The organism is Pseudarthrobacter sp. NIBRBAC000502770, from assembly GCF_006517815.1.
In the GTDB taxonomy this organism is placed as follows: domain Bacteria; phylum Actinomycetota; class Actinomycetes; order Actinomycetales; family Micrococcaceae; genus Arthrobacter; species Arthrobacter niigatensis.
In genome coordinates this window covers 3,548,045-3,573,064 of the sequence record NZ_CP041198.1, presented here as the reverse complement: position 1 = coordinate 3,573,064, position 25,020 = coordinate 3,548,045, and the positions used below count along the sequence as shown (strand labels likewise).

The window sequence follows — 25,020 nt, the reverse complement described above, 5'->3', positions numbered from 1 at the left end:
GATCCGCCGGGTTGGAGAACCCTTCAGCTGTCCCTCAAGATTACCCGCGGGTAGGTTCCGGTGCTAGGGGCCGGCTGGCCCTGGAAGTCCCCCGGAAGCTCGACGGCGGAAGCGCGGTGGACCAGCCTGTCCCACCCTGAATTGATCCCGTGGACCACCGCCATGAGCGTATTGACAATAACCATCCAGGTGAGTTTGCCCGCGCCCAGCACCACCAGGGCCACCAGCCCCGCCGTCAGGACGAATCCGGCCAGGACTGCGCCGAACACCAGTGTCCCGATGAAGACCAAGGTGGCCGTTTCCACGGAGCTTAGATCGAACTGCATGTATCCCCCTGCTGCGACATTGCTTGCGAAAGACTGCTGTATTGAAGACCGGTAGCAGAAGCGTAGGTGGACGGCTGTGGGCGCAGCCAGACCCGGCGCGGACGGCGGCACCTGTTGATACGGGATCGAAACACTACCCACAGGTAGGTCACGAAGCGGTCGCGGCGCCCTGCGTTAACCTTGTAGTTGGCAGTTTTCCGGTCCGGCCATGTCGGACCGCCCCTGCCCAGCCCCGGAACAGTCCACAGCCAACAGCCCAAGGAGAGTGTGTGCCCCGCTCCGCCAGGTCATCCGCTGACGCCATCAGCGCCCGGCTCCGGGACCTCGAACTCCTCACCAAGGGTCCTGCGTGGGCCCTGACCCGTTCGGCGCCCTGGGTCATTGCGGTGCTCCAGGCCTCCTTTACCCGCACCCGGCCGCAGGTGCCGCTCGAGGAATTCCATGCCGACGTCGACACCTTCCTTGAAGAGCTCCGGCGCCAGGATCCCGGGCTGGGGGAGGGGCCAACGGCAAGGCCTTTGGCGATGAATGGACGCGGCGGCAGTTCCTGACCCGCCGGAACCAGTCGGGCCAGATCGTCTATGAGGCAACGGAGCCGGCCTCGCGTGTGCTCGCCTTCCTGGACAGCCTCTCCAGCGAGCGGTCCACCTTGAACGGTTCCCGCCTGGGCACGCTGCTGGGTGACGTGGAGAAGCTCGCCAATGAGACCAACCCGGACCAGAGCGCCCGGTTGGAAGCCCTTGAAGGGGAAATCGAAGAGCGGCAGCAGCTCATCCAGGACATCAACACCGGCGAGTTCGACGGCCTGCTCGACGACGATGACGCCGTGGAAGCCGCGGGGAACATCCTGGACCTGGCAGCCAGCCTGCCAGCGGACTACAAGAAGATGCGTGACCGGATCGAGGAACTGGTGGGCGGGCTCCGCAACCAGATCATCGAGGAGTCCCTGACCAAGGGTGCCACCATGGCCCAGGTCCTGGAAGCCGATAAACGGCTGCGCCAAAGCCCCGAAGGCAGGACCTTCCGGTCCTTCACCGCCTTCCTTGAGGACCCGCAGCAGCAGCTTCGCTTCCGGTCGGCGATCGGCGAGGTCCTGAGCCGCCAGTTCGCCGACGACCTCTCGCCTGATGACCGGGAAACACTCAAGAACCTGGTGGCTGAACTCCGCCAGCAGCACAGCCAGATCCAGCGCATCTACGGCAAACTCAGCGAAAGCCTCAACACGTACGTCCAAAGCGACGACTTCCGCCAGTCGGTCAGGCTGCGCCAGGTCCTGCGCGAAGCGGAGCAGGCCATCCGGTCCCTGCCCTACGAGCGGGAACGTCCAGGGCTGGTCCCCGGGCCGGTCCTTTACAACGCCGGCTTTGAGTCCCTGTCCATGGTGAAGCTGTTCGATCCGGACGAGTTCGCGGCACCGCCCCGCCTGGCCGATCCCATCGCCTTCACCGACTCGGACCGGGTGCGCTCGCCGAGGACCGGCAAGGCCAAACCGGCGGTGGTCCGGGCGGCCATGGCCGGGGCCGCAACCCTGGCCGACGCCTGGCACCAGCTGCCGCCTGAAGAGCAGCACATCAACTCCATCCGCGCCCTGTTGTCGGAGGCCCTCCATGCCGGGGCGGACTTCAACCGCGGCGCCTGGGGTGGCCTGGACTTCGAACAAATAGACGGCTCCACCCGCAAGGCCTACCTGCCGGTGGTCACGCTCGCAAAGGATTCAGATGACTGAGGTTACGCACGCACAGGACTCAGCGCCCGACGCCACTCCCGGGGCGGCATCGGGCGTTGAGCACACTTTCGCAGTCTCCCCCCGCGATACCTTCGTTGACGGCGCGGCCTTGTTCCCCGGGGACACGGGCGTCCTGTCCATGAAGGTGCGGCAGGCCCTGGTGAAGCTCCTCAAGGGCCCTTACATTGACGGTGGCCGGGACGAAAAGCTCTGGACTGTGCTGCTGGACAACCAGGTGATCCTGCGCAGCCGCCTTTCCGAGCTGTTCCTGGCCCTGCAGCTGGACCATGAGCGGAAGATCGCCGTCCTGCGTCCCGTGGATCCGGAAGTGATCGGCGGCAATACCCGGTCCAGCATCCTGCGCCAGCAGCGCGCCCTCAGCCGGGTGGAAACCATCGTGCTGCTCCGGCTGCGCCTGCTGCTGGACCGGCACGTCACTGCCCAGACGGACCCCACCATCACCCGCGAGGAGATCACGGACCTGGTGGCGCACTACCAGCCCGCCGGGCAGCAGGACGCCCTGCGCGACTCCGATGTGGTCACCCGCGCCATCACCAAGCTCCTGGCCCGCCAGCTCCTGCTCCCTACTGGACTGGACGACGTCTACACCATCTCCAACGCCCTGCCCCTGGCCCTCCCGTTCGAAAACATCGGCGACATCCCGGCCCACATCGAAGCCCTCGTGGCGGCATCGGCAGACCAGTCAGGAACAGAACCGCTCCTGGATCTTGACGGCGACGCGGAGACGAACGGAACCACGTCCGAGGAGGATGACCAGTGACCATCGCAAGCATGCTCCCGCTGGGGGATGTGACCAACCCGGGGCAGATGCGGCTTGCCCTGGTGCAGGTGGTCAACTGGGGGACGTTCCATGGGGCGCACACCATGCACGTGGACCGGAACGGCACCCTGCTGACAGGCAACTCCGGCGTGGGCAAGTCCACGCTGTTCGATGCCATGCTGCGGGTGTTCGATGCGCGGCCGAGGTCCAACGAGGCCGCCGCCCAGCGTTCGGGTGGCGCCGTGGAGGACAAGCGGACCACTTTCACGTACATGCGCGGCAAAGTGGGGGACAAGGCCGTGGGGGAGGGCTCGGCGAGTGCTTTCCAGCGCCCGGGTGCCACCTGGTCCGCCGTCGCGCTGACGTTCGATAACGCCGCCGGCACGCGGGTGACGGTGTCGGCGCTGTTCGACCTGCCGAAGAACGGGACCGAGTCCAGCGTGGGCCGGTTCTACCTGATTGACAACGTGCCGCTGGACCTGGAAGCCGTGGAGGGCATCGCGGACAAGCGCTTCGCCAAGGGCGCCCTGGAGGCGCTCTTCCCGCACGCCCAGGTTTTCGACGTGCACAAGGCATTCGCGGAGCGGTTCCGGCGCCTCCTGGGGATCAGCTCGGACCAGGCGCTGCCCCTGCTGCGCGTCATCCAGGCAGGCAAGGGGCTGGGCGGCAGCGTCAACACCTTCTTCCGCGACCAGGTCCTTGACGCGCCGGCAACGCTGGCCGCCGCGGACGATGTGGTGGAGGAGTTCAGCAACCTGATGTCCATCCGCCAGCGGCTGGAAGACGTGCGGCAGCAGCGGGACCAGCTGGCGCCGGTTCCTGGCCTGAACCGGGAGTACGCGCAGTCGCTGCTGGACGCCAACCGGCTCCGGGAGCTTGTAGGCGGGGAATTCGAGGCGTACAAGCAGCAGCTCGCCGTCACGGTGCACCAGAAGACGCTGGTCCGTTTCCGCGGGCTGGCGCAGGCAAAGGCCAAGGAGCTGGGTGCCGAGCGTGCAGTCAGGGACGGTTTTGCCAAGGACTTGCGGGAGCTGGAGGCCGACTACAACAACCAGGGCGGCAACGCGATTTCCGCGATCGAGCAGTCCCTCGAGAACGCCCGGGTTGGCCTGAAGCTCCGCCAACAGGTGGAGGGGGCAGCCCAGCAGGCACTGGCCGACGCCGGCCTGCAACTTGAGTGGAGCGCTGCCGGCTGGGAGCGGGCGCACGAGCAGGCGGCGGCCCGGTCGGCCGAGCTGAAGGATGATTCCCAGGCCCTGCAGGAGCTCAGGTTCGAGGCCTTCGACGCGCACGCTGCCCGGAAACGCGAACTGGCGGCGGCTGAGCAGGAACTCGTCTCACTGAAGACGCGCAAATCCCTGCTGCCGCCGTCGAGCATTGAAAACCGCGCCGCGATTGCTGCCGCCACCGGCATCCCCGAGGACCGCATGCCCTTCGCCGGTGAGCTTATGGACCTCGCTGAGGGTGAGGAACGGTGGCGCCCAGCTGCCGAGCGCGCGCTCCGCAACCTGGCCACCACCCTGCTGGTTCCGGGCGAGCACTTCGGCGCCGTGACCCGCTACCTCAATGGCCACAACGTCCGCGGCGCGCTGCGGGCAGTGGATGTCTCCAAGCCGCTCGCCGGCGGCGCGCTCGCCGTGGAGGACGCGCGCGACGGCGACCTGCTGACCAAGCTGGACATCCTTGCCTCGGGTGCGGCTGCTGAGGCAGGGGAATGGGTCCGCGAGCGGATCGCCCTGGACTTCGCGTACCCCTGCGTGGAGGACCCTGACGAACTGGCGGCCCTCGACAAGGGCCTCAGCCTGGGCGGCGTGGTCAAGCGCAACCGGCACACGGTGGAGAAGGACGACCGCTTCACGAGCCGCCAGGATTACGTGCTGGGCTTCGACAACGCGGCCAAGCTGGAGCTCGTGGCCGGGCAGGTGGAGGACCTCCGGCAGGAAGTGGCCAAGGCCGCTGAGCTGGCCCAGAGCCGCGAGGACTCGCACCAGGGCATGAGCAGGCAGCTCGACGCCCTGCGCCGGATCGCCGAAGACGACCGCCCCTGGGAACAGGTGTCCGCCGCGGTTGCCGCCGACGAGCTGGCCCGGATCGAGCAACGGCTCAAGGACGCCCTTGCTGCCCAGGCTGACCTGGAGCCGCTCCGGGCCACCATCGAGGACGTCCGGCAGAAGCACCAGTCCAGCACCGAGTCCGCCGCGGTCCTGCAAAGCGAATACAAGGCACTCGACCGCCAGCTGACGGCCGCCGACACCCTGCTGGAAGCCGCGCGCGACCGCCTGGCCCAGGGGCCGCCGTCGGACGCCACCGCCAAGGCCCTGGAACCCTACTTCGCCGACTTCGGCGACATCACGGAAATGCACGAACTGGACAACCTGGCCAACCGGGTCCGGACCGCGCTGCTGGGTGAACTGCACACCGCGGAGTCCCGGGGACAGGCGACGGCCGAGCGGCTGACCCGCATTTTCGAAGGCTTCGTGCGCGAGTGGGGCAGCGCCATCTCGGCCGACCACGGCACCAGCATCGGTGCGGCAGGCGAGTTTGAGGCGCGCTACCACGCAATCGTCAACGACGGCCTGCCCGCGCAGGAGGCGGAATTCCGCCAGTTCTTCAACCAGCGCACGCACGAATCCTTCAGCACCCTGCTGCACCTGCTGGACGAGGAACGCCGCTCCATCACCAGCCGCATCCTGCCCCTTAACGGCATCCTTTCGCAGGTGAACTTCCACGAGGGCAGCTACCTGGAACTGGACATCAAGCAGACGCTGCCATCCACGGCAAAGCAGTTCAAGGACGCCATCCAGAACGCCCTGAAGGCCCGCCACACGCGGCCGGTGAAGTCCGACGCCGGCCGGGCAGAAGGTTCCGGCGCTGAAGGGGACGACGACGGCGAGCTTACCGCCCGCTACAAGTCCCTGGAAACCCTGGTCAAGCGGCTCGGTTCCCAGGCGCCCGAGGACCGGCGCTGGCGTGCCGAGGTGCTGGACGTGCGCGGGCACTTGTTCATCCAGTGCAAAGAGCACCGGGAAGTCACCGGTCCGCGAGGCGGCAAGAAGACCGAAGTGTTCATGCACGCCGACACCGGCTCCATGTCCGGCGGCGAGCGCCAGCGGTTCACGGCGTTCATCATGGCCGCGGCCCTGAGCTACCAGCTGGGCATCGCCGAGCAGGGCTTCACCACCTACGGCACCGTGATGATGGACGAGGCTTTTGTGCTCGCCTCGGAGGAGTTCGCCGGCGCCGGAATCAAGGCGCTGCACGAGTTCGGCTTCCAGCTGCTGCTCGCGGCTCCGGAGAACGTGATCGACCTGTCCCGCCACCTGGGCTCGGTCACGGAGATCCTCCGCGACCGGCGCACCAACCGCTCCGGGGTCCTCACCGCGCCGGTGATCCGTCCCCGCGCCGGCGAGGAGGGCGCCTGGCGGTCGGAGGCGAACCCGGTGGATATCGTCCTGCGCTAACCGGCAGGCAGGAAGCCCCAATCACGGCCGCGAACGGGGCTTCCCCCTGCCCGCGGGCTTCGCCTGACGTTCTATGTGCCCTGAACGCGCCCAAGGAACTGCGCCGTGCGGTCATGCAGCCCCTGGATCTGGCGTTCCACCACAGCGGCGGGATCAGGATTGATCTCATTGGCAGGCGGCTCCCTGCGGACGTTGCCACAGCACACGAAGTCGGCGCAGATCAGGGTACCGACGGTATTGCCGTTCCGCCCGGACTGGCCCGCCCGCTTGGCGACCCAGAGCAGGACGTCCTCCTTGGACAGCACATCCCGGCAGAGCTCACACAGCACCGACCGGTTCTTTTTGGCCCCTCCCTCGGGTGCCCGGAGCATGATCCCGGTGAGGCCCTTTCGTCCCGGAACCACCATGTAACCGCGCAGCGGCATCTTCTCGTCCCGCCAGCCCAGGAACTCCAGGCGGTCCCAGTCGAGGGAGTCGAAGTTTTTGGGCAGTGTGAGCTTTGCGGCTTCCGAGCGGCTGGCATTGACGAAGGATGAACGGATTTCCTGGGGCGTGACTGATTGCATGGCTGGACTTTCGTGAAAGGGTGGGCGGCCCGGAGCCGGGCCAGGAGGTAACGGGGGAGTCAGTCAGTCTCCGCGGTGCAGGCCAAAGCGGCCACCCCGCTCTCCACGGCAGCGGCGGCCCAGTTGGCCATCTGCATGCGCATCGTTCCCGTTGTCCTTTTCCTGTCCAGCCGTCCGGCGTCTCTGAGTCCGGACCGGCAAGGGCCATCCTGCCAAATTGAGAGTCGGCTGTCCAAGGAACGCGGATGGAGTGTGTCCTTCGTCACCTTCCGGTATTAGGTGACGAAAGTGTTGCGTAATGGCGATTTACATAGGTTAGCCTTACTTAAGTTTCCATCAGCCTGATCCAAGGAGCCCCGTGACGTTCCCCCTCTTGCCCGGCCCTTCGCCCACCCGCCGCATGCTGTTCTCCTCGGCCGGCAAAGCTGCCGCGGTGCTGGCTGCGGCGACCCTCACGCTGTCTGCATGCAGCACGGGTCCCGCCACCACGGTTGCCGATGCAGGCAGTTCCAGCAACAGCACCGCGTTCCCGGTCACCATCGATCACGTGTACGGCAGCACCACCATCGAGAAGCAGCCCACCCGGGTTGCCACCGTGTCCTGGGTGAACGATGACGTCGCCATCGCGCTGGGCGTGGTCCCGGTAGGCGTCCCCAGGAACGAGTGGGGCGGCAATGGCAAGGGCTCCACCCCCTGGAAGGACGCAGCGCTCGAAAAGCTGGGCGCCGGGTTCGGTTCGGCCAAGGCTCCCGCCCAGTACTCGGAGGCCGACGGGATCAACTTCACCGAGATTGCCAAGCTCAGCCCGGACGTCATCCTCGCCGCCTATTCGGGCCTCACGGCGGAGGACTACAAGAAACTCAGCGAAATCGCCCCCGTGGTGGCCCACCCGGACGTCGCCTACGGAACCTCCTGGCAGGACGCCACCACCATCATCGGCAAGGCCCTGGGCAAGGAGGCCGAAGCTTCCAAACTGGTTTCCGACACCGAATCGACCGTCAAGGACAAGGTGGCCCGGTTCCCGCAGATCCAGGGCAAGAGCTTTATCTACGGCAACCTGGAGCCCGCCAAGGGCGACGGCGTGAACGTCTACACCGCCAACGACAACCGCCCCCGCTTCCTTAGTGAAATCGGCATGACCCTGGCCCCGGTGGTGGCGGACAACTCCAAGGGCTCCAGGGAGTTCTACATTCCGTGGTCCGCCGAAAAGGCCAACGAACTGCAGTCAGACATCTTCATCACCTGGGTTCCGGATGCCTCCACCGCCGACGCGATCAAGGCGGACCCGCTCCTGGGCCAGATCCCGGCCATCAAAAACGGCGCCCTGGTGGCCGATTCCGACAACACGCTGACCCTGTCCATCTCGGCATCATCACCCCTGAGCCTCCCGTGGTCCCTGGACGCGTTCCTCCCGCAGCTGGCCACGGCAGCGGACGCAGTGAAGTAGGCGCACCTCCATGAGTACGACGACGGCGCTTCCGGCAGCGGACAACGGCACCCAGGTGCCGGCCACGGCAGCCCCCGGCACCCTCCGGGGTGATCCTCGGGGAAGGGAACGGGCCGCCTGGCTGCTGGCCGCCGTCGTCGTGCTGGTGCTCCTCACCGGCACATCGCTGGCCGTGGGCGCCCGTGACGTTCCCCCCGGCACCGTGTGGCAGGCACTCACGGCGTTCGATCCCCTCAACGGGGACCACGCCGTGGTGCACGCCCGCATCCCGCGGACCGTCCTGGGCCTGCTGGCCGGCGGCGCGCTGGGCCTGGCCGGTGCAGCGATGCAGGGTGTTGCCCGGAATCCGCTGGCCGATCCCGGCATCATCGGAGTCAACGCCGGGGCAGCGCTGGCGGTAGTCGCCGGAATCTACCTGTTCGGCGTCACCACCTTCACCGGCCACATCTGGTTCGCGTTCACGGGGGCCGCCGCGGCCGCCATCGTGGTGTACCTCATCGCCTCGCTGGGCCGGGAGGGTGCAACGCCGGTGAAGCTCGCGCTGGCCGGAGCAGCCTTGAGCGCCGGACTGTCTTCGCTCATGAACGTCATCCTGGTCTCCAGCCAGGACACCCTTGACCGGTTCCGCTTCTGGCAGGTGGGCGGCATCGCGGGCCGTGACTGGTCGGTGCTGCTGCCCGGACTGCCGTTCGTGGCGGCCGGTGCGCTGGTGGTGCTGCTGGCCGGGCGGACCCTCAACAGCCTTGCCTTGGGGGACGACGTTGCCCGCGGACTGGGCCAACGCGTGGGGCTGTCCCGCGCCGTGGTGGCCCTGGGCGTGGTCCTGCTGTGCGGCACGGCCACCGCGCTGGCGGGGCCCATCGGGTTCGTGGGCCTGGTGGTGCCGCACGCCGTCCGCTTCCTCGCCGGCCCGGACTACCGCTGGATCCTGCCGTTGTCCCTGGTGGCCGCCCCGGCGCTGCTGCTGGGTGCGGACATCGTTGGCCGGGTGGTGCTGCTTCCCGGTGAGATCCCCGCGGGCATCATGACCGCCCTGATCGGCGCCCCCGTGTTCGTATGGCTGGTCCGCCGCGGGAAAGGAGCCGGGCTATGAGCCGTGCTGCCCTATCAGAGATGGCTGCCAAAACCGGTCCTACAGGACCAAAAGTGATGGAGCAACGTGGGGGACGCGGGCGACTGAACCGGACCGCGGTGCTGGCCGCCGCCGTCGTGATCCTGTTTCTTGCGTCCGTCCTGCTGGGCAGCTACACGGTGACCGTCCCGGATTTCCTCACCATCGTCGGCAACCACCTCACCGGCGGCCCGAAGATTCCCGGCGCCAGCTTCATCGTGATGGAGAACAAGCTTCCGCGCGCCGTCGTCGGCACCCTGATCGGGATCGCGTTCGGCCTGGCCGGCGCCCTTTTCCAGACCATGCTGCGGAACCCCCTCGCCAGCCCCGACGTCATCGGCATCAGCTCGGGGGCAAGCGCGGCGGCGGTTGTTGCGATCGTTGTTTTCGGCGCATCCGGTGCCGCCGTGTCCGGGGCGGCGCTCGTCGGAGCCCTTGCAGTGGCGGTCCTGATTTACGCAATTTCCCGCGGCGCCGGCCGAACCGGCAGGGGAAGCGCTGCCGGAAACCGGCTGGTCCTGGCCGGTGTGGGGACCGCGGCCGCCCTCCAGGCCGTGGTCAGCTTCCTGATGACCCGGGCCGACATCCGCACGGCCGCCGACGCCTTGGTCTGGCTGAACGGATCCCTGAACTCCGCCAACTGGGACCGCGCCGGCATCCTGTTCCTCGCGCTCGCCGCCCTGGTTCCCGCCACGGGCCTTATCGCCGGGCCGCTGCGCGTCCTGGAACTGGGGGATGACGCAGCCGCCGGCCTGGGCGTCCGGGTCAACACCGCGCGCCTGGCACTGGTGGTTACCGCCGTGTCACTGGCAGCAGTGGCGACGGCGGCTGCCGGACCGGTCTCGTTCGTCGCCTTCCTGGCCGGTCCCATCGGCCGCCGCTTCACCCGCAAAGCCAGCCTGCCGGCGTCGGCCATGGTGGGCGCCCTGATTGTCCTGGCGGCAGACTACTTCGCCGCCAACCTGGCCCCCTTCCTGCTGGGCGGCACCGTCCTGCCGGTGGGCGTGGTCACCGGCGCGCTTGGCGCCCCGTTCCTGCTGTGGCTCCTGGTCACAGCCAACCGAAAGGATGCCTGACGTGGCAGTACTCCAAGCCAGGGACCTGACGCTCACCTACCACCAGCGATGCGTGGTGGACGGGCTCAGTGTCCGGATCCCCGAAGGCATGGTCACCATGATCGTGGGTGCCAACGCCTGCGGGAAGTCGACCCTGCTGCGGGGCCTGTCGCGGCTCCTTAAACCCGCCGGCGGCACCGTGACACTGGACGGCAAGGACATCCATTCCCGTCCGGCACGCGAACTGGCCCGCACCCTGGGCCTGCTTCCCCAGCATCCCAGCGCCCCGGACGGGATCACCGTCCGCGACCTGGTGGGCCGGGGGCGCTACCCGCACCAGGGCTTCTTCCGCAGCTGGAGTGACAAGGACGACGCCGCCGTGCAGCGCGCGCTGGAGGCCACCGGAACGGCGGGGCTCGCCGGGCGGGACGTGGATGAACTGTCCGGCGGGCAGCGGCAGCGGGCATGGATCGCCATGGCCCTTGCGCAGGAAACCGACGTCCTGCTGCTGGATGAGCCCACCACCTACCTGGACCTGGCCCACCAGGTGGAGGTCCTGGACCTGGTAACCGACCTGAACCGTAAGCGCGGCACCACGGTGGCCATCGTCCTGCACGACCTCAACCTCGCCGCACGCTACGCGGACCACGTCATCGCCATGAAGGACGGCGCCGTGGCGGCACTGGGCTCCCCGGAGGACGTGGTAACGGAGGATCTAGTCCGCGAGGTCTTCGGCCTCGAAAGCCGCGTCATCCCGGACCCCGTCTCCGGTACTCCGCTGATTCTTCCCATCGGCCGCCACCACGCCACAGCCAACGAACTGGAGCTCGTTTCATGAAGACCCGGCAAAGCGCCTCCACCCAACAGCGGACAGCCCAGCCGATGAGCGTGGCCTTCGAGGTGGCCGTGTCCGCCGTCCAGGAGCTGAGCCCCACGTTCCGCAGGATCACTTTCGGCGGCTACCCGCTGCGTGACTTCGGCGTCCACGGCCACACCCTGGACCTCCGGGTCAAGCTCGTCATCCCGTCGCAGGACTTGGGCGGCGCACCGCTGCCGCTCCCCGTCTTCGACACCGGCCACGCCGGCTGGTACCGGGACTGGCTGGCGATGGACCCGGCCGTGCGCGGCTCGATGCGGACCTATACGGTCCGGGAGGCGCGGCTGGATGCGGTGTACCCGGAGATTGACATCGACTTCGTGATGCACACCGACGGGCATGGGCACGCCGGGCCGGCGGCAAACTGGGCGTCCAAGGCCAAACCGGGCGACCCGCTCACCATCATCGGCCCAAACAACCGTGCCGCGCATTGCATCACCGCCGCAACCTATTCCGGCATCGAGTGGCGCCCCGGAATGGCCCAGCGCGTCCTGCTTGCCGGCGACGAAACCGCCGTCCCCGCCATCTCCGCGGTCCTGGAATCCCTCCCGTCGTACATGAGTGGCCATGCCTTCCTGGAAGTTCCGCAGGCCGGCGACTTCATGCAGCTCACCTCCCCGGCGGACATCGAAATCACCTGGCTGGCCCGCGGCACCGCCATCGGACGGTCCCGGCAGCACGGGCAACTGCTGCAGGAAGCCGTGCGCAAGGCTGTCCCCGTGCCCGGCTGGGTGGGCATAACAGCAGACGACGGCGGCGCCGGGCCCGAGCCCGATGACATCAACGTGGATGAAGACATCCTGTGGGAGACCCCGTCCCGCCTGGAAACCTCAGCCGTCAGCGGTTCGAGGAACCCGCACCTGCCCGCCGGTGCCCTGCCCTTCTATGCCTGGCTGGCAGGCGAAGCAGGGGTTATCAAGGAACTGCGGCGCTACCTGGTCCGCGACGTGGGGATCGACCGGAAACAGGTGGCGTTCATGGGGTACTGGCGGCAGGGCAAAGCCGAAGGCTAGCCAAACGCGCCATCAGATCCTGCCGGCATTTCCGGGACGCCCCATCAGATCCTGCGGCATTTCCGGGACGCCCCATCACTTACTGTTCATCCCGGCGTCGTGATTGCTTTGACTTGTCCCGCTACGTTCGTGCCTGTGCCCTTTGATCCCCTGCTTCCTGACTCCGGGCGGCGGGTGTTTGTTGCCCTTGGGGATTCCTTCACCGAGGGGGTGGGGGACCGGGATGAGCGGCTGCCCAACGGGGTGCGGGGGTGGGCCGACCGCGTGGCCGAGAAACTGGCGAAGGCGCAGCCGGGGTGGAAATACGCCAACCTGGCCATCAGGAGCAAGCGGCTGCGGCACATCGTGGACGAGCAGCTGGAACCGGCGCTGGGGATGCGGCCAACGCTGGTCACCCTCTACGCCGGAGGGAACGACATCCTGGACCTCAAAACCGACATGTCCGCGCTTATGGCGGACTATGAGCAGCTGGTGGCAGCGCTGGCAGGCACCGGGGCCACGGTGGTTCTCTTCACCGGCTTCGACGTCAAGGTCTCCGCGCTGCTGGAGCCCCTGAAGAAACGCAACACCTACTACAACCAGCGGGTGCGGAACATCGCGGAGAAATACGGGGCCGTGCTGGTGGACTACTGGTGCCTTGACGCCTTCCACGACCGGCGGATGTGGGACTCGGACCGGCTCCACATGTCCAAGGCCGGGCATAAGTACCTGGCCGGGCAGGTGCTGGACCAGCTGGGCGTGCCGCACAAGATCAAGCCCAAAGACTGGGAACCACCCGCCCGGCCCAGCCTGCGCGAGTGGGAGCGGCGCCAGCGGCGCTGGGTCCATGACTGGGTCCTGCCGCTCTTCGGCCGCAAGCTCCGTGGTGTCACGCTGGGGGACACCCTCACCCCGCGCTGGCCCCAGCCGGTGAAGGTCCCGCGGAAGGGCGGGCTGAAGAAGCTCGCCGCCGGAACGTCCGACGCCGGCAGCACACCTTCGGGAAGCAGCCCGCGTTAGGGAGTGGGCTGGGGCGGGGTGTCCAGCAGGATCTCGTACCCCGGGGCCACCCGGCCGGCGTGGAACTCCATGACTTCGAAGTCGGCAACCCCGTTGGTGTAGAACGGATCCTGGGCCAGGCTGGCGTCGAGGGTTTCCCGGTCAGCCTGCGACAGGAGCAGTCCACCGGTGCGCGGGATCTTGCGGCCGGCGGCGATGAACACGCCGTCGTCAAAGGCCTTCTGCAGCCAGCCGATGTGGGCGTCGTTGTGGAAATCGACGATCTCCTGGGGCACGCGGTAGGTGAGGGAGACAACATACATGGGGCAAGCCTACCGGCGCCCGGCCAGCTACTTGAAGGATCAATCGTAGAATGGTGACCATGACCGATCCCCGCTGGCTCAACGCTGACGAACGCCGTGCCTGGCTGGCGCTGGTAAGCATCAATACGCTGCTGCCTGCGGCTCTGGACACCAAGCTGCATGCGGCAGGAAAACTATCCCTCTTCGACTACACGGTCCTGGCCATGCTGTCCGAGGCTGAGGAGCGGTTCCTGCCCATGAGTGAGCTTGCCGCCCGCACCAGCGCCTCCCTGTCCCGGCTCTCACACGTCGTGACCAAGCTGCAGAAGCGCGGCTGGGTGGAGCGCCGCCCGCACCCCCACGATGCCAGGGTCACCACCGCGCATCTCACGGAGGAAGGCATGGCCACCATTGTCGGGCTGGCCCCGGCCCACGTGGAGGACGTCCGTGACCTGTTCCTTGATGCGCTCACCGAGCAGGATGTCCTGGACCTGGCACGGATCGGTGAAAAAGTGGTGGGCCGCCTGGACTCCGACCACTGGATCCTGCGCGAAACCCAGGACTGACCTAAGAGCGACCGAGGCGATTGGTTGCTTCCGGCAACGGGTGGCAAACTAACCGCATGGATTTCACTTCCCGGCTTGTGGCACTCGGCGACTCCTTCACGGAAGGGGTGGGCGACGACGACCCGGACCGCCCCAATGGCGTCCGGGGCTGGGCAGACCGCGTGGCCGAGCAGCTCGGCGCCGCCGACCCCAATTTCGGCTACGCAAACCTGGCCATCCGCGGCCGGAAACTCCGCCAGATACTGGCTGAACAGGTGGACGCCGCCGTCGCCCTTCGTCCCACCCTGGTAAGCATCTACGCCGGTGCCAATGACATCCTCCGCCCGCGCGTGGACATCGATGACCTGCTGGTGGAGTACAACGATGCCGTGGGGAAACTCGCTGCCACCGGCGCCACCGTGGTGATGTTCACGGGTTTCGACGCCCGGGGGTCGAAGGTGTTCGGCACCATGCGCGGCCGCACTGCCATCTACAACGAACTGGTCCGTGGGATCGCCGGGGACCACGGCGCCCTGCTGGTGGACTACTGGCGCTTCAGCGAATATTACGACTGGGGCATGTGGGCCCACGACCGGATGCACATGTCCGCCGCCGGCCATGCGAACATGGCCAAGCGCGTGCTTGAGGTCCTCAAATATGACCACTCCATCGACGTCCCGCCCATGACGCCGGTGCCGGAACTGAGCGGGGCCGACGCCATCCGCGCCAACGCCCGGTGGTTCCGGGAGTACGCCGCGCCGTGGGTGGTCCGCCGCGTCACCGGCAGGTCTTCCGGGGACAACCTGCAGGCCAAGTACCCCCAGCTCACGCGGCTGTAGCGCGGGTCTCCTACCCTGGCTGGAACGCTGGAGTAGCCAGCATGGAGCGGTCCGCGCGGATGGCCAGCACGGCTACATCCCATTGGTCCGCAACCTGGTCCAGCGTCCGTGTCCCTCCGGCAACGATGGCGGTGGCAAGGACGTCGGCGGTGACTATGTCGGCGGCGGCAACGGTGACCTGGACAAAGGCCCCCGCGTCCGGTGTGCCGCTTCCCACCCGCCAAATGTGTTCCCCGCGTTCGGCGGATCCTGAGGTGGCGAGGGCGTGGTGCGGGTTGTTGCCGCCGAGGGCATATCCGGTAATGAGGGTTTTGCGGTCCGCGGGATCCACTACGCCGGCTTTCCAGGGTTCGGCGCTGCCGGGGTGCGGCGAGCCGCTGACCAGGACGTCTCCGCCGGCGTTCAGGCACCAGTCCCGGCGGCCCAGGGCCAGAAGTGATGTTCCCGCCTCACGGATGGCGTGGCCCTTGATGAGGCCGGAAAGGTCCAGCACCCCGTCCGGCCTTTCGGGCGTGAACGCTCCCTCCGTGCGCAGCCGCCACTCATGCGCCTCGGCGTATGCTTCGCGCATCTGCGCCGAGGCGTGGGGCAGCGTCAGTTCCCCACGCGCCAGGCTGCTGGCTTCCGAGTCCGGGCGGTACAGGCTGAAGGTTTCGTCAAGGTCCCGGAAAAGGCGTTCGACGACGTCGGTGGCGGCAGCGAGCTCGTCGAGCCCCGGCTGCCCTTCCGCAGGGTCGCCGACGGGCATTGTCAGTCCGATGACCGTTCCCATGCACTCAAAAGTGCGGGCCTTCAGGCTGGTGCCGGCCGTGGCGCGCAGGGAATCAGAGGTTCGCTGCATCGATGGCTGCCTGGAGTGAGGTGAGGTAGGCGTCGCTTGTGATGGTGGCCCCGCTCACGGTCTGTACATCGGCAGACTGCGCCGCCAGGACCTTGCTGCGGAGCAGAGGCGCCGCACGGTTGCTGATCTGGATCGATTTGCCGTCCGTATTGGTCAGCTGCAGCGCCGTGACATCAGTGATCTTTCCGTTCGCTACCGTGATCTGGACCTGCACGGGGCCAAACCGGGTCTGGACCGTGTTTCCCTTGTAGGTGCCGGAGCCCGTGGAACCGGACGAACTGGAGGACCCGGAGCTTGCGGACCCGGACGACCCTGTGGTGCCTGATGGGCTGGAGGACCCGGCCGACCCGGACGAACCCGTCCCCGTGGACCCGGTGCCAGTTCCACCCGTGGTGCCGGTCGCCGTCGTGCTCGACGCGACGGTACTGATGCCGCCCGCCTGGGTGCCCGTCTGCCAGCCCACCAGGAGGATCCCGGCGGAGGCCAAAGCTGCTGCGACTGTTCCGCGTATTTTCACCAGTCAAACCTTTCGTGATGGATCTGCTCCTCGGGGACGCCGGCTTTCCCGGCATCCGCTATGACGTTGGCCGCCCACGCCGACGGGCCGCAGACGTAGACGTCCGCATCCCTGATGTCCGGCACGTAGGAGGTGAGGCTGTAGCCGTTGTGCACCGAGTCCGCGGGAAGCCACGTGGACTGGCCGCGGGCGCGCGGCCCGGTGAGGTGGAAGAGCCGGACCCCGCGCGCCCGGCAGAGGTCAAGGATTTCGTTGCCCAGGTACAGCTCCTGGTCAGTATGGCCGCGGAGCAGGACTGTGGCCTCGCCGGGCGCGAACGGGGTGGTTTCGAGCAGCGCGCGCAGTGGTGTGATGCCGATGCCGGCGCCAATCATCACCACCTTGTTCTTCGTGCGGGCTGCCGTGCTGAGCAGGCCGTAGGGGCCTTCCAGGGCCACTTTGGTGCCTTTCCGCAGCCGGAGCAGCTGGGCGGAGCCGTCGCCGAGGTTCCGCACGGTGACCCGCAGCGTCCCCTGGCCGTCCCGGCCGTTGACCACAGGCTCCGCGGACAGGCTGAACGGGTGGGGGTGGCACCACATGCCCGGAGCCAGGAAGCGCCAGATGAAGAAGCGTCCGCCGGTCCCTGCCAGCTGGTCCAGCTTCCGGCCGCGTATGACGATGTTCACCACACCTGGGGCAACCCTTTCCACCCGTGCCACGGTGAGCTGGTGCCGTGCCGTGGCCAGCACCGGCTCAAGGATCCGGAAGTACACCAGGGCACTGCCGGTGTAGATGCAAATGGCGAGCCAGTACCAGCGCTGCCAGGTCCCGGCGGCGAAGAGGCCGCCCACGCTGAACTGGTGCGGAATCGACGTTGCCACCGCGGCGTAGGTCAGCAGGTGGACCAGGTACCAAAACTCGTACGGGAAGCGCCGGCGCACAGCCACCAGGGACGTCACCACGACGGCGATGAACAGGGCCATGGAGACGAACGCCAGCCACATATCGGGGACCTGGACCCACAGGTTGATGGACTCGCTGACCGGATCCGGTCCCTCGGCCATGCCGTACCCGATGACCAGCAGGAGTCCGTGCGCCAGGAGGAGGTAGAGGGAAGGCTTGCCCAATTTGCCGTGGAATTCCAGGGCGCGGTCATGGCCGATGGTGCGGTCGATGAACGGGATCCTCGCGGCCAGGAGCAGCATCAGCAGGACCAGGTCCATGCCCGCCAGGCCGGCCACAATTCCCGCCGCCGTGAACAGTGAGGCGGCCGAAGTGATGTTGGTGGCCCCGCCGTCGGCCAGCCACAAGGCGATGGCGGCGGCGACGGATGCCCAGGCAATGACGGTCAGGAGGTCCGTCCGCAGCATGCGCTGGCGATGCTGGCGGGCGAACCAGCCGCGGGCGGGTATCTTCGTTGGTGGTAGCTCCGGGCGGCCGGAGCTGCTTGCGGCCGGTGATGCCGGCAGGAGCTGCGTGTTCATGCATCAAACATGCGCGGGGAAGCTATGTCCCTGCTGTGAAAAGGGGCCAGCGGCTGCTGTGACCTTCATCCATTGGCCAGCGCTTATACACCCGATTGGTCTTTAATTGCGGCAACTCGTAGACTTGGTAGGCGCTAAGTGCGCGGAGCGTGCGCAATTGCTCCGGTTGCCCGGTAATTTTCTCCAGGGTGGCCGGTAGTTAGGGGCTCAAGTTGCGTGACTAACCGTTGCCCGTACATTCTGTGGGTCGCCCTTAGCTGCATGGTCCAGCAGCAGATATGCGGATCATTACTTTCAATTCTTGAGGAGAAGTCATGGCAGCACACTGCCAAGTGACCGGGGCCGAGCCGGGCTTTGGGCACAGCATTTCGCACTCGCACCGCCGCAACAAGCGTCGGTTCGATCCGAACATCCAGAAGAAGCGCTACTGGGTTCCGTCCCTGCGCCGTAACGTCACGCTGCAGGTCTCTGCACGTGGCATCAAGACCATCGACGTGCGCGGCATCGACGCAGTCGTCGCCGACATTCTGGCTCGTGGGGTGAAGCTCTAGTGGCTAAGGACAAGGACGTACGTCCGATCATCAAGCTCAAGTCGACCGCGGGAACGGGTTACACCTACGTAACCCGCAAGAACCGTCGTAACGACCCGGACCGCATGGTCCTGAAGAAGTACGACCCCAAGATCCGCCAGCACGTCGAATTCCGAGAGGAGCGCTAAACATGGCTAAGAAGTCCAAGATTGCTCGCAACGAGCAGCGCAAGGTCATCGTTGAGCGTTACGCTGCCAAGCGCCTCGAGCTGAAGAAGACCCTGGTTGACCTGAACGCAACCGACGAAGCACGCGAAGCGGCCCGCCTGGGCCTGCAGAAGCTGCCGCGCAACGCGTCCCCGATCCGTCTGCGTAACCGCGACATCATCGACGGCCGGCCCCGTGGCACGTTCCAGAAGTTCGGCATCTCCCGTGTCCGTTTCCGCGACATGGCACACAAGGGTGAACTCCCGGGCATCACCAAGTCTTCCTGGTAATCCGGCACCGCTGATTCCAGCTGCTTGAGAAGGGCCGGCAACCTTAGGGTTGCCGGCCCTTCGGCGTTTAAGCCGTTACTTGTTCAGCGGCTGGGCCAGCCAGGAAACACCTGTGCGGCAGCACACACCGGCAGAATGACGACGACGGCAGGTTGCGCAGGCGCTCCACCCCGGGTTTCGCCGCGGAATACCGCGGATCTTCGGCCCTGTGAGGGCCGGTTTGCGGTGGGCCGGGTGGGCGTGTATTGTTTTCTAAGTCGCCGCGGGGGAGACAGTGAAGAACTGTTCACCGGGTGGCCAAAACCCCCAAATCAAAGCCAGATTCTGGTTGCTCTTTAGGGCGCCGGGTAATCGGTATGGGGCGGTCTTCAATTCGATGTGAGTCCTGAAAGATGGATTTGCTTCGGAGGTGGGGATCGGGTAAGTTTGAAAAGTTGCTTCGGAGCGATCCTGAACGTTGGTTTGGGTGGTGCCGGGTGTGTCTGTTGTTTGAGAACTCAATAGTGTGCCAAGTTTGTTGATACCGATTATGTATGTAATTGGTTGAATTTGCCGAATCGTGCCGCCCCTGTGGTATTGGTTTGGTGTTTTTAGCTGGTTTCAAATTTTGTGCAGCCGTTATGACCGTTATTTCCGGTGGTTTTGGTTGTGTCTGTTTGTTTTCAACGGAGAGTTTGATCCTGGCTCAGGATGAACGCTGGCGGCGTGCTTAACACATGCAAGTCGAACGATGATGCCCACTTGTGGGTGGATTAGTGGCGAACGGGTGAGTAACACGTGAGTAACCTGCCCTTGACTCTGGGATAAGCCTGGGAAACTGGGTCTAATACCGGATATGACCTTCCATCGCATGGTGGTTGGTGGAAAGCTTTTGTGGTTTTGGATGGACTCGCGGCCTATCAGCTTGTTGGTGGGGTAATGGCCTACCAAGGCGACGACGGGTAGCCGGCCTGAGAGGGTGACCGGCCACACTGGGACTGAGACACGGCCCAGACTCCTACGGGAGGCAGCAGTGGGGAATATTGCACAATGGGCGCAAGCCTGATGCAGCGACGCCGCGTGAGGGATGACGGCCTTCGGGTTGTAAACCTCTTTCAGTAGGGAAGAAGCGTAAGTGACGGTACCTGCAGAAGAAGCGCCGGCTAACTACGTGCCAGCAGCCGCGGTAATACGTAGGGCGCAAGCGTTATCCGGAATTATTGGGCGTAAAGAGCTCGTAGGCGGTTTGTCGCGTCTGCCGTGAAAGTCCGGGGCTCAACTCCGGATCTGCGGTGGGTACGGGCAGACTAGAGTGATGTAGGGGAGACTGGAATTCCTGGTGTAGCGGTGAAATGCGCAGATATCAGGAGGAACACCGATGGCGAAGGCAGGTCTCTGGGCATTAACTGACGCTGAGGAGCGAAAGCATGGGGAGCGAACAGGATTAGATACCCTGGTAGTCCATGCCGTAAACGTTGGGCACTAGGTGTGGGGGACATTCCACGTTTTCCGCGCCGTAGCTAACGCATTAAGTGCCCCGCCTGGGGAGTACGGCCGCAAGGCTAAAACTCAAAGGAATTGACGGGGGCCCGCACAAGCGGCGGAGCATGCGGATTAATTCGATGCAACGCGAAGAACCTTACCAAGGCTTGACATGAACCGGAAAGATCTGGAAACAGGTCCCCCACTTGTGGTCGGTTTACAGGTGGTGCATGGTTGTCGTCAGCTCGTGTCGTGAGATGTTGGGTTAAGTCCCGCAACGAGCGCAACCCTCGTTCTATGTTGCCAGCACGTGATGGTGGGGACTCATAGGAGACTGCCGGGGTCAACTCGGAGGAAGGTGGGGACGACGTCAAATCATCATGCCCCTTATGTCTTGGGCTTCACGCATGCTACAATGGCCGGTACAAAGGGTTGCGATACTGTGAGGTGGAGCTAATCCCAAAAAGCCGGTCTCAGTTCGGATTGGGGTCTGCAACTCGACCCCATGAAGTCGGAGTCGCTAGTAATCGCAGATCAGCAACGCTGCGGTGAATACGTTCCCGGGCCTTGTACACACCGCCCGTCAAGTCACGAAAGTTGGTAACACCCGAAGCCGGTGGCCTAACCCCTTGTGGGAGGGAGCTGTCGAAGGTGGGACTGGCGATTGGGACTAAGTCGTAACAAGGTAGCCGTACCGGAAGGTGCGGCTGGATCACCTCCTTTCTAAGGAGCACCTACAACAACCGGTCACCAGCGCATGTTGGTGGTGTGGTGTTGTCAGGAAGCAAGCCCGTAGCACGGACGATTGTTCCGTGGCGGGTGCTCATGGGTGGAATATCAACAAATAGCGGCCGCGTGTTTTTGTGTCTTGTCTAGTACGAGCCAGTGATGGTTCTGGAACGGTGGGCGTGGGGATGCGTGGTTTTGTGTTTGGCACACTGTTGGGTCCTGAGGCAACAGGACCACGGGAATGGTCCCTGCCTTTGGTGGGGGTTGTTCTGGTGGGTTTGTGTGTTTCTGGTTTCCCTGCCATGACGGTCCACGCACGTGTGTGTGGGGTGTGTGGTGTGGGGTTGTTGTTTGAGAACTACATAGTGGACGCGAGCATCTTGTATAAGAAGCAATTTCCAAGAATATGAACCTGGATCTGGTTCGTGTGCCCTTTTGGGTGTGCGGGGCAGTTTCTGTGGTTCTCTCGAGTGTTTTTTGTTTTTGATCTTTGTGGTCAAGTTTTTAAGAGCACACGGTGGATGCCTTGGCATTAGGAGCCGAAGAAGGACGTAGGAATCTGCGATAAGCCTGGGGGAGTCGATAACCGGACTGTGATCCCAGGGTGTCCGAATGGGGAAACCCCGCTGAGCGCGCGAGTGACTTGGTGACCCGTACCTGAACACATAGGGTGCGTGGGGGGAACGCGGGGAAGTGAAACATCTCAGTACCCGCAGGAAGAGAAAACAATAGTGATTCCGTTAGTAGTGGCGAGCGAACGCGGATCAGGCTAAACCGTTCCATGTGTGATAGCCGGCGGGCGTTGCATGGTCGGGGTTGTGGGACTTTCCGTACCAGTTCTGCCGGGCTGGTGGGGTGTGATGTGCGCGCATAGGTGAACGGTTTTGAAAGGCCGGCCAGAGAGGGTGTTAGTCCCGTAACCGTAATGTGTTTGTACCGCCTGTGAGAGTATCCCAAGTAGTACGGGGCCCGAGAAATCCCGTGCGAATCTGTCAGGACCACCTGATAAGCCTAAATACTCCCTAATGACCGATAGCGGACCAGTACCGTGAGGGAAAGGTGAAAAGTACCCCGGGAGGGGAGTGAAACAGTACCTGAAACCGTGTGCTTACAATCCGTCGGAGCCGGCTCTGTTCTGGTGACGGCGTGCCTTTTGAAGAATGAGCCTGCGAGTTAGTGTTACGTCGCGAGGTTAACCCGTGTGGGGCAGCCGTAGCGAAAGCGAGTCTGAATAGGGCGTGTGAGTGGCGTGATCTAGACCCGAAGCGAAGTGATCTACCCATGGCCAGGTTGAAGCGACGGTAAGACGTCGTGGAGGACCGAACCCACTTCAGTTGAAAATGGAGGGGATGAGCTGTGGGTAGGGGTGAAAGGCCAATCAAACTTCGTGATAGCTGGTTCTCCCCGAAATGCATTTAGGTGCAGCGTTGCGTGTTTCTTGCTGGAGGTAGAGCTACTGGATGGCTAATGGGCCCTACAAGGTTACTGACGTCAGCCAAACTCCGAATGCCGGTAAGTGAGAGCGCAGCAGTGAGACTGTGGGGGATAAGCTTCATAGTCGAGAGGGAAACAGCCCAGACCACCAACTAAGGCCCCTAAGCGTGTGCTAAGTGGGAAAGGATGTGGAGTTGCCCAGACAACCAGGAGGTTGGCTTAGAAGCAGCCACCCTTAAAAGAGTGCGTAATAGCTCACTGGTCAAGTGATTCCGCGCCGACAATGTAGCGGGGCTCAAGTACACCGCCGAAGTTGTGGCATTCACATATTTTCCAAGCCTTTGTGGTTCAGGAGTGTGGATGGGTAGGGGAGCGTCGTGTGGGCAGTGAAGCTGCGGTGTAAACCAGTGGTGGAGCCTACACGAGTGAGAATGCAGGCATGAGTAGCGAAAGACGGGTGAGAAACCCGTCCGCCGAATGATCAAGGGTTCCAGGGTCAAGCTAATCTGCCCTGGGTAAGTCGGGACCTAAGGCGAGGCCGACAGGCGTAGTCGATGGACAACGGGTTGATATTCCCGTACCGGCGAAAAACCGTCCATGTTGAACAGGGGATACTAACCGCCCGAGACCTGCCCGACACCCCTTGTGGGTGAAGGGTTTTGGTGGAGCGCGGGACCTGATCCTGGGAGGCAAGCGTATTAACAGGTGTGACGCAGGAAGGTAGCCGAGCCGGGCGATGGTTGTCCCGGTCTAAGGATGTAGGGCGAGTGGTAGGCAAATCCGCCACTCATGGTGCCTGAGATCTGATGGGACCCCCGTTTGGGGGGATTTGGTGATCCTATGCTGCCGAGAAAAGCATCGACGCGAGGTTTTAGCCGCCCGTACCCCAAACCGACACAGGTGATCAGGTAGAGAATACTAAGGCGATCGAGAGAATTATGGTTAAGGAACTCGGCAAAATGCCCCCGTAACTTCGGGAGAAGGGGGGCCCCAACCTTGATACACCTTCGCGGTGTGGAGGGGATCGGGGCCGCAGAGACCAGGGGGAAGCGACTGTTTACTAAAAACACAGGTCCGTGCGAAGTCGCAAGACGATGTATACGGACTGACTCCTGCCCGGTGCTGGAAGGTTAAGAGGACCGGTTAGCCGCAAGGCGAAGCTGAGAATTTAAGCCCCAGTAAACGGCGGTGGTAACTATAACCATCCTAAGGTAGCGAAATTCCTTGTCGGGTAAGTTCCGACCTGCACGAATGGAGTAACGACTTCCCCGCTGTCTCAACCATAAACTCGGCGAAATTGCAGTACGAGTAAAGATGCTCGTTACGCGCAGCAGGACGGAAAGACCCCGAGACCTTTACTATAGTTTGGTATTGGTGTTCGGAGTGGCTTGTGTAGGATAGGTGGGAGACGTTGAAGCCCGGACGCCAGTTCGGGTGGAGTCATCGTTGAAATACCACTCTGGTCACTTTGGACATCTAACTTCGGCCCGTAATCCGGGTCAGGGACAGTGCCTGATGGGTAGTTTAACTGGGGCGGTTGCCTCCTAAAAAGTAACGGAGGCGCCCAAAGGTTCCCTCAGCCTGGTTGGCAATCAGGTGTCGAGTGTAAGTGCACAAGGGAGCTTGACTGTGAGAGAGACATCTCGAGCAGGGACGAAAGTCGGGACTAGTGATCCGGCGGTACATTGTGGAATGGCCGTCGCTCAACGGATAAAAGGTACCTCGGGGATAACAGGCTGATCTTGCCCAAGAGTCCATATCGACGGCATGGTTTGGCACCTCGATGTCGGCTCGTCGCATCCTGGGGCTGGAGTAGGTCCCAAGGGTTGGGCTGTTCGCCCATTAAAGCGGTACGCGAGCTGGGTTTAGAACGTCGTGAGACAGTTCGGTCCCTATCCGCTGCGCGCGCAGGAAATTTGAGAAGGGCTGTCCTTAGTACGAGAGGACCGGGACGGACGAACCTCTGGTGTGTCAGTTGTACTGCCAAGTGCACCGCTGATTAGCTACGTTCGGATGGGATAACCGCTGAAAGCATCTAAGCGGGAAGCTCGCTTCAAGATGAGATTTCCATACACATTTATGTGTGAGAGGCCCCCAGCCAGACCACTGGGTTGATAGGCCGGATGTGGAAGCGAGGACTAACGACTCGTGAAGCTGACCGGTACTAATAGGCCAACAACTTACACCACACAGATACATACAAAACTCTGCTTGCGTCCACTATGTGGTTCCCAACCAACAACCCCCAACACGGGTTGTCACGGCACGGAACCAACACAACTAAATAACAACACCATGTTGTAACCACAAAACTTCCCACCAACCCCCCAGGGTTGGCCGGGTACAAGGGTTACGGCGGTCATAGCGTGGGGGAAACGCCCGGTCCCATTCCGAACCCGGAAGCTAAGACCCACAGCGCCGATGGTACTGCACCCGGGAGGGTGTGGGAGAGTAGGTCACCGCCGGAACAACTATTAATGGTCGAGGCCCCAACCACACGGTTGGGGCCTCCCACATTTAAC

General features: G+C 64.2%; 19 protein-coding genes, 3 rRNA genes and 1 pseudogene. 17 read left to right on the top strand and 6 right to left on the bottom strand.

Features of this window, described 5'->3' with window-relative positions; all coding sequences use genetic code 11:
- Nucleotides 1–23: 23 nt before the first annotated feature.
- Nucleotides 24–326 carry a hypothetical protein gene (locus NIBR502770_RS16985; RefSeq protein WP_141158985.1) on the bottom strand — a complete coding sequence of 101 codons (303 nt, stop codon included), beginning with the start codon at nucleotides 324–326 and terminating at the stop codon, nucleotides 24–26.
- A gap of 269 nt (nucleotides 327–595) precedes the next feature.
- Here NIBR502770_RS16985 and NIBR502770_RS16980 point away from each other — a divergent pair.
- The 3 genes and pseudogenes from NIBR502770_RS16980 (at nucleotide 596) to NIBR502770_RS16970 (ending at nucleotide 6,294) form a co-directional block, all read left to right on the top strand.
- Nucleotides 596–2,052 (top strand): annotated as a pseudogene (locus NIBR502770_RS16980) (DUF3375 family protein).
- The gene (locus tag NIBR502770_RS16975) at nucleotides 2,045–2,833 is read left to right on the top strand and encodes a DUF4194 domain-containing protein (protein WP_141182728.1); all 789 of its coding nucleotides are present in this window, start codon (nucleotides 2,045–2,047) and stop codon (nucleotides 2,831–2,833) included. The pseudogene NIBR502770_RS16980 and the gene NIBR502770_RS16975 overlap by 8 nt, the downstream one beginning before the upstream one ends.
- A complete protein-coding gene (locus tag NIBR502770_RS16970) occupies nucleotides 2,830–6,294 on the top strand; it encodes an ATP-binding protein (RefSeq protein WP_141182727.1) in 3,465 nt (1,154 codons plus the stop codon). Before NIBR502770_RS16975 ends, NIBR502770_RS16970 begins: the two co-directional genes overlap by 4 nt.
- A 71-nt stretch (nucleotides 6,295–6,365) precedes the next feature.
- Here NIBR502770_RS16970 and NIBR502770_RS16965 read toward each other — a convergent pair whose 3' ends face one another.
- Nucleotides 6,366–6,860: an FBP domain-containing protein gene (locus tag NIBR502770_RS16965; RefSeq protein WP_141182726.1), complete on the bottom strand. Its 495-nt coding sequence runs from the start codon at nucleotides 6,858–6,860 to the stop codon at nucleotides 6,366–6,368.
- Nucleotides 6,861–7,218: 358 nt separating this feature from the next.
- Here NIBR502770_RS16965 and NIBR502770_RS16960 point away from each other — a divergent pair, with 358 nt between their 5' ends.
- The 6 genes from NIBR502770_RS16960 (at nucleotide 7,219) to NIBR502770_RS16935 (ending at nucleotide 13,362) form a co-directional block, all read left to right on the top strand.
- Nucleotides 7,219–8,307 (top strand): iron-siderophore ABC transporter substrate-binding protein, encoded by a 1,089-nt coding sequence (locus NIBR502770_RS16960; RefSeq protein WP_141182725.1) that lies wholly within the window; start codon nucleotides 7,219–7,221, stop codon nucleotides 8,305–8,307.
- 10 nt (nucleotides 8,308–8,317) lie between these two features.
- Nucleotides 8,318–9,400, top strand: a complete 1,083-nt coding sequence (locus tag NIBR502770_RS16955; RefSeq protein WP_141182724.1) for an iron ABC transporter permease — start codon at nucleotides 8,318–8,320, stop codon at nucleotides 9,398–9,400.
- Between the two features lie 56 nt (nucleotides 9,401–9,456).
- Nucleotides 9,457–10,494 (top strand): iron chelate uptake ABC transporter family permease subunit, encoded by a 1,038-nt coding sequence (locus NIBR502770_RS16950; protein WP_246857497.1) that lies wholly within the window; start codon nucleotides 9,457–9,459, stop codon nucleotides 10,492–10,494.
- 1 nt (nucleotide 10,495) lies between these two features.
- Nucleotides 10,496–11,311, top strand: a complete 816-nt coding sequence (locus NIBR502770_RS16945; protein WP_141182722.1) for an ABC transporter ATP-binding protein — start codon at nucleotides 10,496–10,498, stop codon at nucleotides 11,309–11,311.
- Nucleotides 11,308–12,363, top strand: coding sequence for a siderophore-interacting protein (locus NIBR502770_RS16940; protein ID WP_141182721.1), 1,056 nt, complete (start codon nucleotides 11,308–11,310; stop codon nucleotides 12,361–12,363). The genes NIBR502770_RS16945 and NIBR502770_RS16940 overlap by 4 nt, the downstream gene beginning before the upstream one ends.
- A gap of 135 nt (nucleotides 12,364–12,498) precedes the next feature.
- On the top strand, nucleotides 12,499–13,362 hold the full coding sequence (locus NIBR502770_RS16935; protein WP_141182720.1) for an SGNH/GDSL hydrolase family protein: 864 nt from the start codon (nucleotides 12,499–12,501) through the stop codon (nucleotides 13,360–13,362).
- On the opposite strand, the gene NIBR502770_RS16930 is transcribed toward NIBR502770_RS16935, so the two are convergent.
- Nucleotides 13,359–13,664, bottom strand: coding sequence for a YciI family protein (locus tag NIBR502770_RS16930; RefSeq protein WP_141158996.1), 306 nt, complete (start codon nucleotides 13,662–13,664; stop codon nucleotides 13,359–13,361). The two genes, NIBR502770_RS16935 and NIBR502770_RS16930, sit on opposite strands and share 4 nt — an antisense overlap.
- Nucleotides 13,665–13,723: 59 nt before the next feature.
- On the opposite strand from NIBR502770_RS16930, the gene NIBR502770_RS16925 reads away from it, so the two are divergent.
- Nucleotides 13,724–14,209: a MarR family winged helix-turn-helix transcriptional regulator gene (locus NIBR502770_RS16925; protein ID WP_141158997.1), complete on the top strand. Its 486-nt coding sequence runs from the start codon at nucleotides 13,724–13,726 to the stop codon at nucleotides 14,207–14,209.
- 56 nt (nucleotides 14,210–14,265) lie between these two features.
- Entirely contained in the window at nucleotides 14,266–15,027 is a 762-nt protein-coding gene (locus NIBR502770_RS16920; RefSeq protein ID WP_141182719.1) for an SGNH/GDSL hydrolase family protein, read from the top strand.
- 10 nt (nucleotides 15,028–15,037) lie between these two features.
- Here the strand turns inward: NIBR502770_RS16920 and NIBR502770_RS16915 are convergent, their stop codons facing one another.
- The 3 genes from NIBR502770_RS16915 to NIBR502770_RS16905 are packed head-to-tail and all read right to left on the bottom strand — an operon-like array spanning nucleotide 15,038 to nucleotide 17,848.
- A complete protein-coding gene (locus NIBR502770_RS16915) occupies nucleotides 15,038–15,868 on the bottom strand; it encodes an FAD:protein FMN transferase (RefSeq protein ID WP_141182718.1) in 831 nt (276 codons plus the stop codon).
- Nucleotides 15,852–16,385: an FMN-binding protein gene (locus NIBR502770_RS16910; protein WP_141182717.1), complete on the bottom strand. Its 534-nt coding sequence runs from the start codon at nucleotides 16,383–16,385 to the stop codon at nucleotides 15,852–15,854. Before NIBR502770_RS16910 ends, NIBR502770_RS16915 begins: the two co-directional genes overlap by 17 nt.
- The gene (locus tag NIBR502770_RS16905; RefSeq protein WP_141182716.1) at nucleotides 16,382–17,848 is read right to left on the bottom strand and encodes a ferric reductase-like transmembrane domain-containing protein; all 1,467 of its coding nucleotides are present in this window, start codon (nucleotides 17,846–17,848) and stop codon (nucleotides 16,382–16,384) included. The genes NIBR502770_RS16910 and NIBR502770_RS16905 overlap by 4 nt, the downstream gene beginning before the upstream one ends.
- Nucleotides 17,849–18,162: 314 nt before the next feature.
- On the opposite strand from NIBR502770_RS16905, the gene rpmB reads away from it, so the two are divergent.
- The 6 genes from rpmB to rrf all read left to right on the top strand — a co-directional run bounded on the left by rpmB (nucleotide 18,163) and on the right by rrf (nucleotide 24,966).
- Nucleotides 18,163–18,399, top strand: coding sequence for a 50S ribosomal protein L28 (gene rpmB / locus NIBR502770_RS16900; RefSeq protein WP_018763944.1), 237 nt, complete (start codon nucleotides 18,163–18,165; stop codon nucleotides 18,397–18,399).
- On the top strand, nucleotides 18,399–18,566 hold the full coding sequence (gene rpmG / locus NIBR502770_RS16895) for a 50S ribosomal protein L33 (protein ID WP_013602737.1): 168 nt from the start codon (nucleotides 18,399–18,401) through the stop codon (nucleotides 18,564–18,566). The genes rpmB and rpmG overlap by 1 nt, the downstream gene beginning before the upstream one ends.
- 2 nt (nucleotides 18,567–18,568) lie before the next feature.
- A complete protein-coding gene (gene rpsN, locus NIBR502770_RS16890) occupies nucleotides 18,569–18,874 on the top strand; it encodes a 30S ribosomal protein S14 (protein ID WP_141159002.1) in 306 nt (101 codons plus the stop codon).
- Nucleotides 18,875–19,536: 662 nt separating this feature from the next.
- Nucleotides 19,537–21,058 (top strand): 16S ribosomal RNA (locus tag NIBR502770_RS16885).
- Between the two features lie 500 nt (nucleotides 21,059–21,558).
- Nucleotides 21,559–24,687, top strand: a 23S ribosomal RNA gene (locus tag NIBR502770_RS16880).
- Between the two features lie 162 nt (nucleotides 24,688–24,849).
- A 5S ribosomal RNA gene (gene rrf, locus NIBR502770_RS16875) occupies nucleotides 24,850–24,966 on the top strand.
- The 16S, 23S and 5S rRNA genes sit together here, the layout of an rRNA operon.
- Nucleotides 24,967–25,020 lie beyond the last annotated feature (54 nt).

Bases quoted from the DNA above. Each gene is read 5' to 3' on its own strand.
- NIBR502770_RS16985 (WP_141158985.1), bottom strand. From the start codon at position 326: ATGCAGTTCGATCTAAGCTCCGTGGAAACGGCCACCTTGGTCTTCATC.
- NIBR502770_RS16975 (WP_141182728.1), top strand. From the start codon at position 2,045: ATGACTGAGGTTACGCACGCACAGGACTCAGCGCCCGACGCCACTCCC.
- NIBR502770_RS16965 (WP_141182726.1), bottom strand. From the start codon at position 6,860: ATGCAATCAGTCACGCCCCAGGAAATCCGTTCATCCTTCGTCAATGCC.
- NIBR502770_RS16955 (WP_141182724.1), top strand. From the start codon at position 8,318: ATGAGTACGACGACGGCGCTTCCGGCAGCGGACAACGGCACCCAGGTG.
- NIBR502770_RS16950 (WP_246857497.1), top strand. From the start codon at position 9,457: ATGGAGCAACGTGGGGGACGCGGGCGACTGAACCGGACCGCGGTGCTG.
- NIBR502770_RS16940 (WP_141182721.1), top strand. From the start codon at position 11,308: ATGAAGACCCGGCAAAGCGCCTCCACCCAACAGCGGACAGCCCAGCCG.
- NIBR502770_RS16930 (WP_141158996.1), bottom strand. From the start codon at position 13,664: ATGTATGTTGTCTCCCTCACCTACCGCGTGCCCCAGGAGATCGTCGAT.
- NIBR502770_RS16925 (WP_141158997.1), top strand. From the start codon at position 13,724: ATGACCGATCCCCGCTGGCTCAACGCTGACGAACGCCGTGCCTGGCTG.
- NIBR502770_RS16920 (WP_141182719.1), top strand. From the start codon at position 14,266: ATGGATTTCACTTCCCGGCTTGTGGCACTCGGCGACTCCTTCACGGAA.
- NIBR502770_RS16915 (WP_141182718.1), bottom strand. From the start codon at position 15,868: ATGCAGCGAACCTCTGATTCCCTGCGCGCCACGGCCGGCACCAGCCTG.
- NIBR502770_RS16905 (WP_141182716.1), bottom strand. From the start codon at position 17,848: ATGAACACGCAGCTCCTGCCGGCATCACCGGCCGCAAGCAGCTCCGGC.
- rpmB (WP_018763944.1), top strand. From the start codon at position 18,163: ATGGCAGCACACTGCCAAGTGACCGGGGCCGAGCCGGGCTTTGGGCAC.
- rpsN (WP_141159002.1), top strand. From the start codon at position 18,569: ATGGCTAAGAAGTCCAAGATTGCTCGCAACGAGCAGCGCAAGGTCATC.